The 16078-nt window shown below is 34.1% G+C and carries 14 protein-coding genes; 2 read left to right on the plus strand and 12 right to left on the minus strand.

The window, feature by feature from the left end; genetic code table 11:
- Positions 1-333: 333 nt before the first annotated feature.
- From BC008_RS19755 to BC008_RS19790, 8 genes are all read right to left on the minus strand, one after another.
- On the minus strand, positions 334-1215 hold the full coding sequence (locus BC008_RS19755; RefSeq protein ID WP_027844712.1) for a phosphatidate cytidylyltransferase: 882 nt from the start codon (positions 1213-1215) through the stop codon (positions 334-336).
- A 251-nt stretch (positions 1216-1466) separates the two neighbouring features.
- Entirely contained in the window at positions 1467-2069 is a 603-nt protein-coding gene (gene cbiT, locus BC008_RS19760; RefSeq protein ID WP_027844713.1) for a precorrin-6Y C5,15-methyltransferase subunit CbiT, read from the minus strand.
- Between the two features lie 400 nt (positions 2070-2469).
- Complete coding sequence (locus tag BC008_RS19765; protein WP_027844714.1) at positions 2470-2871, minus strand: DUF4112 domain-containing protein; 402 nt, start codon at positions 2869-2871, stop codon at positions 2470-2472.
- A 194-nt stretch (positions 2872-3065) separates the two neighbouring features.
- On the minus strand, positions 3066-3281 hold the full coding sequence (locus BC008_RS19770) for a hypothetical protein (RefSeq protein ID WP_027844715.1): 216 nt from the start codon (positions 3279-3281) through the stop codon (positions 3066-3068).
- A gap of 58 nt (positions 3282-3339) precedes the next feature.
- On the minus strand, positions 3340-4857 hold the full coding sequence (locus tag BC008_RS19775; protein ID WP_058183777.1) for a PAS domain-containing sensor histidine kinase: 1518 nt from the start codon (positions 4855-4857) through the stop codon (positions 3340-3342).
- A gap of 8 nt (positions 4858-4865) precedes the next feature.
- Entirely contained in the window at positions 4866-5390 is a 525-nt protein-coding gene (locus BC008_RS19780; RefSeq protein WP_027844716.1) for a Rab family GTPase, read from the minus strand.
- A gap of 160 nt (positions 5391-5550) precedes the next feature.
- Positions 5551-7923, minus strand: a complete 2373-nt coding sequence (locus BC008_RS19785; protein ID WP_027844717.1) for an OmpA family protein — start codon at positions 7921-7923, stop codon at positions 5551-5553.
- Between the two features lie 80 nt (positions 7924-8003).
- The gene (locus tag BC008_RS19790; protein WP_027844718.1) at positions 8004-8663 is read right to left on the minus strand and encodes a hypothetical protein; all 660 of its coding nucleotides are present in this window, start codon (positions 8661-8663) and stop codon (positions 8004-8006) included.
- A 429-nt stretch (positions 8664-9092) separates the two neighbouring features.
- Here BC008_RS19790 and BC008_RS19795 point away from each other — a divergent pair, with 429 nt between their 5' ends.
- Together BC008_RS19795 and BC008_RS19800 are read left to right on the plus strand one after the other, a co-directional pair.
- On the plus strand, positions 9093-10301 hold the full coding sequence (locus BC008_RS19795; protein ID WP_027844719.1) for a response regulator: 1209 nt from the start codon (positions 9093-9095) through the stop codon (positions 10299-10301).
- A 279-nt stretch (positions 10302-10580) separates the two neighbouring features.
- Positions 10581-11345, plus strand: coding sequence for a hypothetical protein (locus BC008_RS19800; protein WP_063800787.1), 765 nt, complete (start codon positions 10581-10583; stop codon positions 11343-11345).
- Between the two features lie 108 nt (positions 11346-11453).
- On the opposite strand, the gene BC008_RS19805 is transcribed toward BC008_RS19800, so the two are convergent.
- From BC008_RS19805 to BC008_RS19820, 4 genes are all read right to left on the minus strand, one after another.
- Entirely contained in the window at positions 11454-12227 is a 774-nt protein-coding gene (locus BC008_RS19805) for a hypothetical protein (protein WP_027844720.1), read from the minus strand.
- Between the two features lie 252 nt (positions 12228-12479).
- A complete protein-coding gene (locus BC008_RS19810) occupies positions 12480-13928 on the minus strand; it encodes an FAD-binding domain-containing protein (protein ID WP_027844721.1) in 1449 nt (482 codons plus the stop codon).
- 362 nt (positions 13929-14290) lie between these two features.
- Positions 14291-14755 carry a CAAD domain-containing protein gene (locus BC008_RS19815; RefSeq protein ID WP_027846631.1) on the minus strand — a complete coding sequence of 155 codons (465 nt, stop codon included), beginning with the start codon at positions 14753-14755 and terminating at the stop codon, positions 14291-14293.
- Positions 14756-15070: 315 nt separating this feature from the next.
- Complete coding sequence (locus BC008_RS19820) at positions 15071-15850, minus strand: YdcF family protein (protein WP_027846630.1); 780 nt, start codon at positions 15848-15850, stop codon at positions 15071-15073.
- Between the last annotated feature and the right edge of the window lie 228 nt (positions 15851-16078).

Consider the following 16078-nt stretch of genomic DNA (forward strand, 5'->3'; position numbering starts at 1 on the left):
CGCTTTAGCGCTTTAGCGCTACTACTAGCTAAATACAGATATTTTATATTTATTTACATAGTTTACTTTTTTCTCGCCTACTTACTTATCCTTTCCGTTTACTTTGGAATGATTGAAAAGGTGATTTAAAAATCTCTGAACCTTTGTTTATACAAAATATATAATTCCGATGCTAACGGATTTGATATTATTTGAGAAAATATTTAAAGAAGCAAATTGCCACAGCAGAAATAAACGAAAAATTCCAGAAAGTATTCAATTAATATCAATTCCCAGTCGCCAGTCTCTAATCCCTATATGCCGCAAGGCGGCACGCAGTGCTATCCCCAATCCCTACAACAACGGCAATAAAAGCGTGACAAAATAATAAACTAGAGGTGCAGTAAAAATATAGCTATCAGTACGATCTAAAATTCCACCATGACCAGGAATTAATTGCCCAGAATCTTTAACTCCAGCATCTCGTTTTAACATCGACTCCGTCAAGTCTCCTAAAATACTGGCAATACCAATTGTTAATCCTACAGCTGCACCAACAATAATTGGGTGCGGCCATTTTAATAAATATGCTCCACATATGGCAACAAGAACGCTACCAATAACTCCAAATAACGCTCCTTCAACAGTCTTTTTCGGGCTAATGTCTGATAAAGGTGTTTTACCAAAAAACTTACCCACAATATAAGCACCAATATCAGCAGCCCAAATGCATAAGAAAGTTAATAATGTGGCTGTTAACCCCCTAGGTAAAGCAGAAACTTCAAAGGACTGGGAAATATTCGGATCTAACTGCGGTAAATAACCTCCAAGGGGCAGATTGCTGAGGTTTGCACCGTCAATACCACGCATCCTTACCCAATAACTGGGCAAATAACCCGTGTAAAATAATCCTAAAACCGAGGCAGAAATATCAGCAATTGTTGCCATTTTGGGTTGAAACAGCAAATAAAAACAAATTAATGTACCGCATACAGGCATAATCGCATCAGCTAAATTACCATCAAGGGTACAAATAATTAGCAATAACTGACTTACGAACAGAGTAGTTTTAGCCGCAGGAGCCATACCTTTAGCTTTGACTAAATTAAAAAATTCTCGCTGTCCTAGATAAATAATTACTGCAAAAAGTATGGTAAAGTACCATCCTCCCAAAATAGTTGCAATTAAAGCCAGTGTAATAGCAACAATTCCACTGATAATCCGAGACCAAGGCATACACAAAAAATAAGATATAAATTATAGGGGCTAGGGTTAGTCTAACCACAGAGCCTGCGGTTTGAATAAAGCCTTTAGCTGCCCTTACAGTTCATTTGTTCGGCGTACTTAGGCTTAAACTACTGCAGCGAGGTGCATCATAGATATTTCAAAGCGTTGACTCCCCACAGTTTTACTCGCATAGTTATTAATTATGAATTATTAAGTTTCACAATTTAACATCGGGTAACTATGATTTATTTTAGACCTATTCATTCTAGCTTTTCGCCACTGAGTATAAATACAGGATTTAAAGCAGCAAAAGTTTGAGATAATCCGCGTGTTTCCAAGCGATTAACTGCTGACTGGACGATTTCAATATTTCGTACTTGGAGTTGAGCAAAAGTCTGGGAAATCGCATACAAATTTTCCAAGTTAGTAGCTGTGGCGACTAATCTCCCATGGGGAGGTAAATAATTCCACGCGACTTGTAAAATGTCTTGAATGGGTCGTCCTCCTTCGATACAAACCCGTCGGGGAAGCTCCTTGATTTCGTGCAAGCAAGCAGGAGCAATACCTTCAACTACTTTCACATTTTTAACCCCGAAACGATTGCAATTATGCCTAATCAGATCGGCTACATCCTCATCTCTCTCAATCGCGATAATTTTTCCCTTTGGGCAAAGTAATCCTGCTTCTACTGGGATGGTACCAGTACCCGCACCAATATCCCATAAAATGGAATCAGGTTTTAGTCTTAGCTGAGCGATTAACAACAAGCGAATTTCTCGCTTGCTTAATGGAATTCCCGGTAAACGTTCAAATAATTCATCTGGAATTCCAGGGGTAACATAAGGCCAAAGTTCACAAGGCATATTCGTTATAAGTATGAAGACTTTAAGTCATATTCAGGTCTGCTAGAATCCTGAAAAAACTTAGCATATCTTGACTAACAATAGCTACTTATAACTTAAAACTTCCTAGCTTCAATACACAAAAACTTTCACTGATTCGGCATTATTAAGTAGTTTTGCATGAAAAAGCTTGTACTCAACCTCCTCTTTGTATAGTTTGTGGAGTGTAATTCAGGGTTCAAGATGTGAACTGCTCCTAAATTATCAAAACGATATCAGAATATTAATTTTGGTGTTTATAGGTGTCAAAGAAAAATAGATTATTAGAAATTTAACGTGTAACTTAAAGCAAATTATTATCCCCAGCATCCTGCAAGGGATATAAAAATTATTTATTGTATAGATACATACCTGGAATAATCTATCTTATTTCAGCATACCTTGAAACTTCTGAATTAATATTCTCTAATTCTGGTTCTGCTTGGCTCAAATGTTGTTCTAAAATTTCCAGGTTACGAATATTAGACTTGTAAAAAGCATCAAACAGATCTCCTACAACAGGTATTGTACCAACGATTGCTTCTAAACCAACATTGAATATCATCTGTCCCAAATCCCGAGTAGGGATAGACAAACGAGTCGCTAAAAGTATGATGTACGCTGAAAATGCTGCACTGATAAGATCTCCTGCTCCAGGTATCAAACCGATAATAGGATCTAACCCTATCCGAAACTTTGTTCCTGGAAGGCGTATGGATGAATCCATCAAGCGGCTAAGTTTCCGAACGCGGTTAAGAGTTGCAATACGTTTAGAAATCTTCATTGAGTAAGTATCATTTGATGTGAATATAATTTCATGATTTTAGGTTATTTATCTTCTATCCGGATAAATAGGAAATAAAAATAAAAATTTTACTAATAATTTAATCAAAATCATCCTAAAGGATGACTACAGGACTTAGGAAACGAAAGCGGATCCGTAGGAGCGCCTACTAGCGCTAACATCAATTCTCATTACTATTCACATTCCCAGCAACGTACGCAGATAGAGAAAACAGATAAAACAATACCAACTTCAACCATTACCTGAAAAGCTGCAGGTGTTAAAGTAAAACCCCAAATCAAAATGATACTTCCAATGAAAGCTCCTGATAAACGATAAACTTCTTCCTGGATTTTTAAGCCGAACGCGATAAAAGCTAAACCTAGTACCAGAATTAAGATGTAGTTCATATTCCCAAAGCCTTCAGATAAAATATATAAAAAGTAAATTGAAGGTGGAGATCAAAAATTAACTTAATATTCTATTCTGCAACTCGAAGGAAAAAATCGGTGCAATAATTGTGAAATAGAATATAGTACCTTCACCTAATTTACTTTCTACCCAAATTCTACCCCCCATCAGTTCACTTAGTTGCTTGCAAATAGACAAACCTAAACCCGTACCACCATATTTTCGACAGATGGAAGAATTAACCTGAGAAAAGGATTGAAATAGACGATCTAGACGATCTTGGGGAATCCCAATACCTGTATCTTTCACTGCAAACTGGATTTCGTAAAGCTCCTTACCTTCTTGGGTTTGTCCAATTTGATGACTATTGAGAAAAACTTCTACTCCTCCTTTTGAAGTAAATTTGATCGCGTTAGCAATCAGGTTAAGTAAAATTTGCCGTAATCTGGTAATGTCACCCACAATCATTTCAGGTAGGTCCGGTGAAGGATTGAAGTTTAAAGTTAATTTTTTATTCTCAGCTTTTAGCGAGAGCAAAGATATTGCTTCCTGAATACAATTGCATAGATAAAAAGGTTGTGTTTCCAGTTCCAATTTACCAGATTCAATTTTGGCGAAATCTAGAATATCATTCACAATCTTAAGCAAAGAATTGCCGCTAGTATGAATAGTCTTGACAAATTCTTGTTGCTCCTCTTCTAATTCCGTCTCAAGCAATAGATCGGCGATTCCCATGACAGAAGAAATTGGAGTACGAATTTCATGACTAATAATTGCCAAAAATTCTTGTTTTGCAAGTTCTGCTTGCTTGCGTTCAGTCATATCTCGCAAAATATAGATATAACCTCGGAACCTTTCTATTTCTGTTTTAATTTTTGCACAGGAAAAGGCTACAGGAATACTTTTACCGCTTTTCGTTTGACATATAGCTTCTACTTCCTTAGTGAATAAATCTGAATTTTCTGTATTATAAAAATTATTTATTTGCAAGCTATCAAATTTTGGTAGAACAACAGAAATATGTTGCTCTAAAAGATCTATTTCTTTAGATTCCAACAGCATCTCTGCTGCTAAATTAATTGTCTTAATTTTCCCAGACGGTGTTGTTACTAATAAGGCGTCAGCCATTGATGTAATAACTACATCTATATATTGTTTAGAAGCTGTCAACTGTTTGAACAACAAACTAGTTTCATTTGCTCCTTGAACTAATGATTGTTCTAAAATCATCCGTTCTGTTGCATCTGAAATCAATAATATCAATTTGCCGTTATCAAAATTATCTGTGAAATTTGGAAGAATACAGATATCAATATACAATTTTCTATCTGGAAAACTTTCTATTCCTTTGATTTCAAATTTACTTCGCTTACCCTGAATAATTTCATGGGCAATATTATCTAAACCGACTAGTTCTGAAATAATTGTTCTAACATCTCTTCCTAAATACTCCTGAGGTAAGTTAATCAGAAGTTTATCATCTGTTAAAGATGTCTCAATTATTTTCCAGTCTTGATTAATTAATAGATAATCTTTGTCACATGCAGACAAAAATTTTGTCAATAAATTGTTCATCTTTAATGTTATATTATACTGTTAGCTAATAACTGGAATATTTCATCAACATTTACCCCTGTTTTTGCTGAAGTCAAATATGTTTTTAAAATCATGGGATTATTTTCAAATTGATATTTTTTTTGAATCCGATCTAAATATTCAGTTTCGATTAAGTCTGACTTATTAAGAGCTAATATTGTATAACTTTGAGGATTAACTTTTAAAAAAGCTTCAATACGGTCTTTCAAATGCTCGAGAGTATCTTCACGAGTTAAATCTGCAACTATAATCCCTCCTTTAGCTCCTTGGAAATAACTAGGAGAAATAGCTTTGTATTTATTACTACCTTCAATATCCCAAATAAGTAGATTCAGATCTTGTGAATTTACTAATTCTTTTGGATATGCTTTAACAAGTTTACGAGAAATTTTAACTCCCACAGTAGAAAGATATTTATCGCTGAATTGTCTATCAACAAAACGACGAATTAAACTGGTTTTACCAACACCGAAATCACCAACCAAACAAATTTTACGAGAGATAATAGACATGATTAACAACAATAAAATTCAGTATTATTAGCAATGAATTACGTCGATTTAATCGAAAGTTCAAATAAAATAGTTTTAAATCAAATAATTAAATATTTTAAATATCATGCGAATTATCTTGAATGATTTTAATATTGCTTGATTTTACTAACTATTTTGATTAACTATTATTTTCTGTAACCGGCTCAAAAATGACACAACGTCTCATCCAAGAGGGTTGTTCTTTTGTTACCCCAGGTGGTAAATCAATTCTAATTTTCTCCTGTAATCGAGATGGATCTATACCTCTTTGGAGTAACATTTTTTTGACATTTAAAGCTCTTTTAAGTGCAATTGTTTGAGAGTTTTGATTTGCAAGAGAGTTACTGTAACCAATTATTTTGAGCTTTGTTGTAGGATATTTATTGAGAAATGATTGGACTTCTTTCAGTATGTCATCAATATTTCTAGGTAAAGTCGCTGAATCTGATGAAAAGTAAATTCTTACTCCAACTTTTAAAGGTTTAACTTCAACTGCACTTGAGACAAATTTTACTCCCGGGATTTGCTCGAATGCTGCGATAATTTTTTTATTATCAGCAATTTGTCTAACACTACCTTTGATAATCACTTTATCATCAATAAAGTTAGTAGAAACGACTGTACCAGACATTTGATTCAAAATTTTGGTAACTCTTTCAACTTCAGCCTTCGCTAATATTGGATCTATTGGTATATCAACAGGAATAATTTTATTCTCAATAGACCAATTAGGTACTGCAGCTTTTGTAATTTGCTCAGCTTTTTTACGAAGCCATTTGTTTGGTAATTTCCCAGTTAATTTTAGTTTTCCTTGGTTTTCTTTCACGTGCAAATTATAAATCGATAACTCTGGAGTAGAATCCAACGCAACCCTTATTTTGTCTTCTGTAAAACTAATAACTGCACTACGATATTCCCAAATTCCCCAAGGAATCCCGATCGCACTTAAAATGGTTAAGCTTAATATTAATAATGGAGATAATTTACTTTTTTTACTTTTATTACTTTCATTATTTTTATAGTTGCCTAATTTTTCTAAACTAGCGTTAATTTCTGATGGAATAATTTCTAAGTTCCCATCAAATTTTTCTATAGATTTACCATACTTCTTAATAATAAAACAGAGAGTAGCTCGCATCTCTTTTATGAGTGATTTAGATGGTTCTCCATTTACAATTATTGCAAGATAACAATATCCTGCTACTTCTAAAATAATTTTGGATGCACCATAATCAATTTCACCTAGTTCAGAAATTTTTCCATTTTTAGTTATACATTCATTTGCAAATTCACGAATTGCAGTTAACATCCCAGCAACCATATCTGACTCTAAACGTTCTTCCTGTAAAGGTTGAATTTCTGAAATTAATAATCCAGAACCTTTATGGATCAAAAAGATTGCTTGAATGCTAAAACCGAGAGATTCTTTAACAATTAACTCCGCTTCTGAAACTCCCTGTAGTTTAGCTTTAATCTTACGGTTAATACCTCTGAAACTAAGGTTTTCTTCAATCTTCTCATTAATAGATTTAACTGTTTCTATCATATATTTGGAAATAGTGTTTCCAATTACAGGATAAAGTGCATCAACAATTTTATCTTGCTCTATTTCAATCTGCTTTTTTATAGCTTCTCCTATTGTTGGTGCGAGAGCATTTGCAAGGTCTTCTAAACTAACATTCTCCAAAGCTGATGGAATTACAGTCGATAATGCTTCACCCATATTGACTGGGTGTTCTTTTCCTCTAGTTCTAATTAAATCATCAATAATTGGTGCGATCGCTTGAATAATATCTTCTTTAGATATAGATATTTTACGTCGTATAACTTCACTAAATAGTGGTAATAATAAATTAATTAATTCATCATTATTATAAATTTTATTTTCTAATTTTAGAATACTATTTTGAATATTTTCATAACGAGTATTTAAGTCTGATATTTCTGGTCCAAATAATAGTTTCTGTAGCTTTTTAAATGCAATATTAGATTCTTCTTTATTAGTTATTTTAGAATATTTACCGTGAGAGTCATATTGATTATATTTTAAATCGGAGTTTGGTGTTTGGTTATTGATCGATTCTAATTCATTATGCGATGGGAGTTCAAAAATATTTGATTTATCAATTTCATCTAATACACTAATTTTACTTAATATATTATTATCTAAAGGTTGAGAATCTGAGATAAAATGTGATTTCAGGTCTATCGCAGCTTCTAGATAATCTGTTGGTATATCATTTTCAAGAAATTGTGAATTTCTATCTACAGTATTGATATTTGCTTCCACTTCAGTCTCAGACAATTCTAAATTTATTACAGGCTTAGTTTGTATTGAAGCATGGTTAGACGAATGTAAACTAACTGTTGATAAAACATTATTTGATGACAATGGTTCTGTTGAATCAACAATTTTTAATTCAACTAATAATTTAACAAAATCTTCTAATTGCGCAGTTTCTTTTGAATCTATATCCATATTTGGAGAAGTAGATTCTTCTACTTGAGTCATATTTATATACCAATTTATATACTAAATATTTAAATATTGAATAGTTAACAGTTAACAGCTTAACTGCCAACTATTTTGATTTAAGAACTCAAATCGTTAGATCTATGAGAACGACCCAATATATCAGAAAATTTTTCTTCGTTTGCTTTCAATATTGGAGTTGAGTTATAACCATTGATTTCATCGCTTGCTTCTCGTAACATTGGGATAAATTCTGTTTCTTTTAAGCGCATTCCCAAAGCAAATAAAGTTTCAGCAATATCATCTTTAGAGACTTTAGTTTTACTTAATTGGGAAAAATGTTTTTCCATTTCTTCCAAAACTAAATCTCTCAGTGCTTTAATCTCATCTTCTAACTGCATTTTTGTTTGGGATCCTTCTTGACGCACCGAAGTTGTTTGAATATCTAATGCTTCATCAAGGGACTGGATACTGCTGGAAAATTTACGATTTAATCTATCTACTTGCTGACGTAAATCTACAGATTCTTCTTGAGTCGTCAAAGCTATAGATTTTATTTTTTTATCTAATGCTTCTGTTACAGCTTTTATTTCGATACTAAAACTGGATTTGAGTTGTTCAACCTGGGAGTGCATTTCTTGCTGTAAGCGCGATATATCTGATTCTAGTTGAACAAAGCGGTTTTCATAGTCTCTAATTTGTGCACCAAAAATGATATCTCGGATTTGGTCAATATTACCGAGCCGTTCGCGTACTTCTTCCCTGGTTTGAAAAGTCATAGATTATACTCTTATGTTATCTTTAGTAAGCGAAGATTAGGAGGTCATGGGGATCGATGCACAAACAATTTCTGCATCGAAGATTAGAACAAATCAGACCAGCTAAACCGCTCGCTGCTTTCTAAGCTATAGATTTAGTATTCCCACTTTTATCTTATATGTTTCAACAATGCCGTAATTTCTCTAGGGCTATTTTTTTAGTAATAAATAAAACTAGAAAGTAATAAACCTAGGAATTAACACTGGGAAGAAAATAAAATTTCATGATTTTTAATAAATATGGAAAAATCATTCACTCTTATATTTCCACAAAGTATGACGTAGCGTACCGATTAAAATTGATCGACAGAGTTATCTTTGAGATTTAATAGTAAATCTTTAGTTGAAGTTTTGCAAATTTATTATCTTATTTAAGATTAAGAGATTATCATGTCGCATTCACAGCCAAATTTTTATACAGATCCAATAGAAGAAATTAAAATTTGTACTCAACTTAAATATACGGGGAAATTAGAAATTAAATCTCAGAATAAACAGAAATGGAGTTTTTACTATAGATTTGGACGCATTATTTGGGCGACTGGAGGAACTCATCCTCATCGGCGTTGGCGCAGATTAATGACAAAATATTGTCCTCAAATTAATCTCGATAGAATTAAGTTAACTGCTGAGCAAGTTGCTCTTGAATATTGGGACTATAAATTACTTATAAATATATATAAAAGAGAAGAAGTAGAACCCAGACAAGTAGATGCGATCGCTAAAAATATTGTTGCAGAGTTATTATTTGAAGTTATACAACAAGCAAACTTCAGTTTTATTCGTTGCGACCGAAAACCTAAAGTTGTACTCAATGTCCCAATTAATTTTATTAGTACTAAAGTTTTTTTAACACGTATGGAACGTGAATGGGAAGATTGGTCTGACGCTGGTTTAGCTTCCTTTTCTCCTAACTTATCACCTATGTTAAGAGAACAAGAGTTATTCAAAAAAGAGATTAATCCAGAACTATATACTAACTTAGCTCCCTTACTGAATGGACAGAATACCCTCCAAGATTTAGCTTTAAAACTAAATTCTGATGTTCTTAAAGTTGCTTCAGATTTAATACCATTTGTTCTCAAAGAATTAATTATACTTAACAAAATTTCAGATTTACCATTACCTACTGAAGCAAAAAATAAAGAAAAGAAAAAACCTTCCAATTCTATTTCATCTAAGAAATCTAAACAACCTTTAATTGCTTGTATAGATGATAGCTTACAAATATGTAAAACCATGGAGAAAATCATCACATCAAATGATATGGATTTTCTTAAAATACAGGATACAATCCAAGCCTTACCAATTTTAATTCAACATAAACCTGACATGATTTTCTTAGATTTAATGATGCCAGTAGTTAATGGATATGAAGTTTGTTCTCAAATTAGAAGAGTATCTGAATTTGCAAAAACACCTGTCATTATCTTAACCGGTAGTGATGGATTGTTTGACCGAATTCGTGCTAAGGTTGTTGGTTCTACTGATTTTATAACTAAACCTATAGTTACAGATAAAGTCATGGCAGTTATACGTAAATATCTGCCTAAATCTATAGTTAAAAGTAATTCGACTAATAAAATGCAAAAACTGTAAAAATTGATTTTACGTTCGTGCAAAGATGACATATTCATAATCATTTCTATCTCAAGATAAGAAATTAAAAACTTATAATCTAGTAAAGAACAGAGGATATTTAGTGTGTTTGTGCAGATTTGGGTTATCCCTGTATCTCATTCTCTTTCATTAGATTTTAAGTAAGTATTTCCCTTGCTACATTTAATGTATTATTTATGATTTACTAGTATAGTATTTTACTTTTATTTGGCTTTGACGAGTAAAACTACAGTTAAATCAATTAATATGGTAGATAGCATGAGCCAACCATTAACTATTCAAGAACTAGTAATCGTTGTTGCGGCGAAAAACCAAAACCCTTCTATTTTAAATCCAGATTTTCTCAAATATAGCGGTATTGTCCCTGCAGAATGGGAATTTGCTGGAAAGCCAGTATTCAGCAATAATTTTACGCGTATTAGCTTTAAAAATGGTGTCAGCATTGTAGGTGAACCTAATAGAGTGATTTTTGCCGAACCAATTGCGGATAAAACAACAGCAACTGTTTCAGTTGCAAAGATTGCTCAAAAATATGCTCAAGTATTACCTAATATGGATTTTCAAGCGATAGGGATTAATCCTAGAGGCTTTGTTGCTTTTACTATGGAGGATGCAGCTCGCAACTTTATTACCAAGCATCTATTATCTGAGGGTGCTTGGAAAGAGGAAGGGGAAGTACCCATGCAAGCATCTTTAAATTTGGTTTATAAATTACAAGATATTCCCGTTGCTTTAAATATCACTCAAGCTGAGTTGCGTCAAAAAGATAAAGCTATTCCAATTGTGATTTTTAGCGGTAATTTCAGTCATCAAATTACTGGTAATAACTCGGAGGAAAAACTCAGTTTCATTACTCAAACTATTGAAAATTGGTTTAGTGATGTTACCACTTTTTCCAATTTAGTTAACAATAAATTTATGGCAGGCGTAGATAGTAATATTGCACTGACAAAAATAGTTCAAGGAATTCCTGAAGCTAATCCTGAAGGATCTGATATCTTTGCTGTTGGTGCAGGAGCTTAGCTAAGAATTTACAAATAATGTTACAAATTGTTTTTTGTAACATTATTTGTAGTAAGGGCGCACTTTAATGCGTCCTGAAGATTCAAATTAAATTATATCCCTTCATAGTTAAGGTACTACAGCGCCAGTTATCAACGCAGTAATGTATTCTGGTGCAGCTAGATGACAGTAATGTACGCCCTTTCTTTCGGGTCCAATGGAGACAAATGGTGGTACAGTTCTGGGTACAGGTAGGGATTTTGCTTGCAAGTGGAGCAATCCGTCATTACCTAAATACGCCAAGTCTGGGGGAAATGGGTTTAGCCACTCTGGACCATTAGTAGCAACTATATCAGGTTCAAGAATAACCTCGTCTTGTTCGAAGGCTAAATTCTTTATATTCCTGATTTTCAGTTTAGAGAAGACTTTTTTGAGGATCCGCTTGTGGATATTACGACAGCTGGACCCAGATACTGCTGCATCTTCCCCATAAAAAAACTTGATAGCATCAGCGCTCTTCATTTTACAGGAAATAATCTCTGGATAAGTTCTCCCAGTATTTGGGTAAGTTCCGTAGGTGACAAGTTGCTGCGTTGTCAACGGTAACATATCACCATCAGGACTCTCGAAAGGGGTAGCAAAAGAGTTTACAAATGAGTTGAAATCACTTTGCACCACATTAATAGCTTTGATTTTGGTTTGAGCAATAATTTTCTGAGCGTATCGACAAAATCTCTTGGTTTTTAGGCTTGAGTAAAAGTGATTGTGGCGAGAAAAACTTGAATTGTCATCATCAGCACGGACAATTTTGAAGAAGGGAAAAGGGAAAGAAATGACAATGCTAACCGCGATCGAAAGCATCAACCAACTTTTCTTCTTCGGAATTATATGTCGTGCTGGCATATTTCGACTTCCTGGCTCTCTATGAAATGATTAAATCATGAAGTTTACATCATTAGTCTGAGCATAATAATTCTCAATATTGGTTTACTTAATGCCTGTAACTAATATCAATTTCTTTTAAGATTGCTACACTTAGAACGCGGTAAGCTGAACCCTTATAAAAGGGAACAGGGAATAGAGAACAGGGAACAGAGTTTATGCAAAAAACTTGGATTTACAGCCGATTTGTAAACCTGATTTTATCCTAATATATCAAGCGATTAATTCTTTCTGCTGTTTGTATAATCCCTTAAACAAACGCTGCTGGACTTTATGATCGACAATTGGTTCGGGATAACTAACAGCCTGACGCTCCAAAGGTGTAATATTACCAGTTAACAAACATCTTGTATCGAAAGATCTTAACTCAGAAACCCATTGACGAATATATTCCCCTTCTGGATCGAATTTCTGGGCTTGGGAAGCCGGATTAAAAATCCGCACTGGTTTGGGATCCATTCCACTAGAAGCACTCCACTGCCAACCACCATTATTAGCAGATAAATCCCCATCAATTAATCGTTGCATAAAATATTTTTCTCCCCATTGGGGATTAAGTAGCAAATCTTTAGTTAAAAAACTCGCCACAATCATCCGACAGCGATTATGCATCCATCCCGTTTCATTTAACTGACGCATTGCTGCATCGACGATAGGATAACCAGTTTTTCCCTCACACCAAGCTTGAAAATGTTTTTCATTGCTCTCCCAAGGAAAATTCTTGAAGGTATCGCGATAAGCACCTGAAGCTAATTCAGGGAAATTGTACATCGCATGTTGATAAAACTCCCGCCAAGCAATTTCTTTTTGCCAAGTTTCAATATTAGCTTTTGTTTCATCGCTTCGACTATTCTCTAAAGCTTCCACTGTTGCTTCCCAAACTGTGCGAATACTAATTACACCAAATTTTAGGGCTGGACTTAGTAATGATGTTCCTGGAACTGCGGGAAAATTTCGTTGTTCTTGATATTCGTTAATCGCACTGTAACAAAACTCTTCCAACTGTTCTTGGGCTGCGATTTCTCCTGGAGCAATAATTAGTTCTCCTTCCCATTCATATCCTAAATCCTTCGCTGATGGTAATTCTACAGTTCCATTTTGTTGAGCAATTTCCTGTTCGACTTCTGTCAAATTTTCCAAGGACGCCAAATTTTCTATATCTTGTGGAAATACTTTTGGTTTTTGACTCCAATTTCTCCAAAAAGGTGTGTAAACCGTGTAAACTCCACCGGAACCACTGCGAATATCTTCTGGTGCGTGTAAGAGTTGATCCCAATTTTTACTTTCGGGGTATTCAATACCCTTTTCTTTAAGAGCGTCAATTACCGTACGATCTCGTTCTTGGGAATAGGGTTCCACATCCCAATTCCACAATACAGCACGAGCGTTTAATGCTGATGCTAACTTGGGTATTGATTCTGTAGGCTTCCCGTAAAGTATTAGTAATTGACTTCCTGCTTGAGTGTATTTTTCTTGTAGCGATCGCAAACAGCCAATCATATAAGTTACCCGCACAGAAGCAACATCATCTGCTTTGAGAATATTTGGGTCTAAACAAAATAACCCAACAACTTTAGAACTTTTAGCGATCGCCTTTGCAAGTCCCGTATTATCAGCAAGACGCAGATCTCGACGATGCCAAAATAAAATTAAGTTAGACATAACTTACATAGTCCTTTTGTACTACATAAGTGACCATCCTACCAAAAAGTTTTACTGCAAACGCGACTAAATTCTAGGAAATTAAATTCTATGACCTCAAATTCTGAGAAACTATAGCAGGAGTCAGGAGTCAGAAGTCAGGAGTAAGGAGTCAGAAGTCAGGAGTCAGGAGTCAGAAGTCAGGAGTCAGAAGTCAGGAGTCAGAAGTCAGGAGTCAGGAGTCAGGAGTCAGGAGTCAGGAGTCAGGAGTCAGGAGTTAAACCTGCTTTACCCCCAAAATAGGGGGTAATTGGGGGTTTTCTAATTTATCTCTCGACTTAAAATCAAAAAGGATACTTTGAGAACATCCTTTTAAAGTTAATTCAAGAGCTTTTAGTTTTTTTGTTCAGAAATTGTTCTACAAGTCCGTTAATTTGTAATCTCAACTCTTCCCGAGTGGAACCTTTGAGTAAATAACGAAAAGCAAACCAAACCACATAGCAACCGCCAATTAATTCCAAAATTGGTTCTACTAAAGGTATCTCATTTAAAGCCGAGAATACAGCAACTAAGATTTTGAGTAATATAGCAACTGTGACGATTAAAACAATACTAACGATGGGAGTCTGGAATTTTTTGTAAGTTTCACCGACACGAGTAGGTATTTCTCCCAAAAAATCTGCAATGTTTTTGGCAATCAACTGCCGTTTGGTGTCAGACTTTGATTCAGAGCTTGAATCTACAGGTTGGGTCGCTAACTCAGAGTTCCCAGCGGAAGCTTCAACGATTGAAGTATCCTCTTGTGCTGCTGTTTCAGCTGTTTCTGGCTGTTGTGATAGATCTTCCATGATTTTCCCTGCTTTAAAACTGTCGAGATAATTTTTTATTTGTTCATAATTTTTATTAGCATTTTTTTGCTAAATTTTTCACTCTTAACTGGAAATTATTTATATGTCTATCAATAGGTGTAGTTAGATGATTTTTAGTTAAATTCAATTGACAGATAATTAATTTTATAGTGTTCATATAATTAAAATAAAAAACCCAGATTCTCAAAGAAAATGGGTGTTAACTGTATGTAAAATAATTGTTTAAGTATTTACTCTAGCAATTGACATGTATAATTGATGCCTGAAAAATAATATTTCGTAATTTAACAATTTTTAATTATCTCTTGATTTTATCGAAGCAAATTGTTGATGGTCCTGTTGGTTTACATCTGATGGTAAAAAATGACCGTGCAAACCATAACTTACTAAGCCCATATATTCATAAAATACCAGCATTGCTTTTCGACTTTGGACTAGTGCTGATGGAACGGGACTAGAATGTGGAATTACTTCAAATCCCGCACTTTTGAAAGTAAGTATGGAGCGCAACATGTGGGGAGGATCTGTAACTAACAGAATTTGCTTAATTCCCTGATTTTGTAATATTGATGCAGTGAATAAAGCGTTTTCTTTAGTAGTTCGAGAACAATGTTCTTCTGCTAAGGCTTTATCGGGGATTCCTTCTTCTTTGAGTTGTTCGACTATTTCTTCTCCGTCTCCAACCCCACTAGCAAAAATTAAAGGAGCGCGTCCCATTTCCCAAAGTCTAGCTGCAACTTTAACTCGAGAGTAACGTAATTGTTCTCCCCGACCTAAAATTACAATTGCATCAACTTTATTACCTGGATCGGGTGGGATGAATGTGACTAACCCTTTATTGGCGATCGCAACAGTGAAAGGTAAAGTTGCACTGAGATAAATAACTAATATAATTGTTCCAAAAGTACTCAGTACGCGTTTTAGTCGCAGCCTAGGAATGAGCCAGGGTAATAAGATTAAAGCTGATATGAATAAAATTACTAAGCTTGGCGTCATCAATAACTTTGCCATCATCGATTTGATAGCTAGCCACTGATTAATCGGACGGCTAATACATAATAATTGATTAAACATTGAGGTTAACTTATCAAATTAATACTTATCAAATAAATACTTACCAAATAAATACTTACCAAACAAATACTTATCAAAGCGATAGTAATCTTAAATAATTCACAAACGTAAAATGTGTAAAGGAAAAATTTCCAACTAAAAAAAATCTAAATGTATTCATCGCCATAAATAAAAGTACTATTGGAATTTCTCTACAAAATATATATTCAAAAATAAAATGTGATTCCT

The organism is Mastigocoleus testarum BC008, assembly GCF_001456025.1.
Taxonomy (GTDB): Bacteria; Cyanobacteriota; Cyanobacteriia; order Cyanobacteriales; family Nostocaceae; genus Mastigocoleus; species Mastigocoleus testarum.

Coding starts and splice junctions, on each gene's coding strand:
- BC008_RS19755 (WP_027844712.1), bottom strand. CDS start 1,215: ATGCCTTGGTCTCGGATTATCAGTGGAATTGTTGCTATTACACTGGCT.
- cbiT (WP_027844713.1), bottom strand. CDS start 2,069: ATGCCTTGTGAACTTTGGCCTTATGTTACCCCTGGAATTCCAGATGAA.
- BC008_RS19765 (WP_027844714.1), bottom strand. CDS start 2,871: ATGAAGATTTCTAAACGTATTGCAACTCTTAACCGCGTTCGGAAACTT.
- BC008_RS19770 (WP_027844715.1), bottom strand. CDS start 3,281: ATGAACTACATCTTAATTCTGGTACTAGGTTTAGCTTTTATCGCGTTC.
- BC008_RS19775 (WP_058183777.1), bottom strand. CDS start 4,857: ATGAACAATTTATTGACAAAATTTTTGTCTGCATGTGACAAAGATTAT.
- BC008_RS19780 (WP_027844716.1), bottom strand. CDS start 5,390: ATGTCTATTATCTCTCGTAAAATTTGTTTGGTTGGTGATTTCGGTGTT.
- BC008_RS19785 (WP_027844717.1), bottom strand. CDS start 7,923: ATGACTCAAGTAGAAGAATCTACTTCTCCAAATATGGATATAGATTCA.
- BC008_RS19790 (WP_027844718.1), bottom strand. CDS start 8,663: ATGACTTTTCAAACCAGGGAAGAAGTACGCGAACGGCTCGGTAATATT.
- BC008_RS19795 (WP_027844719.1), top strand. CDS start 9,093: ATGTCGCATTCACAGCCAAATTTTTATACAGATCCAATAGAAGAAATT.
- BC008_RS19800 (WP_063800787.1), top strand. CDS start 10,581: ATGAGCCAACCATTAACTATTCAAGAACTAGTAATCGTTGTTGCGGCG.
- BC008_RS19805 (WP_027844720.1), bottom strand. CDS start 12,227: ATGCCAGCACGACATATAATTCCGAAGAAGAAAAGTTGGTTGATGCTT.
- BC008_RS19810 (WP_027844721.1), bottom strand. CDS start 13,928: ATGTCTAACTTAATTTTATTTTGGCATCGTCGAGATCTGCGTCTTGCT.
- BC008_RS19815 (WP_027846631.1), bottom strand. CDS start 14,755: ATGGAAGATCTATCACAACAGCCAGAAACAGCTGAAACAGCAGCACAA.
- BC008_RS19820 (WP_027846630.1), bottom strand. CDS start 15,850: ATGTTTAATCAATTATTATGTATTAGCCGTCCGATTAATCAGTGGCTA.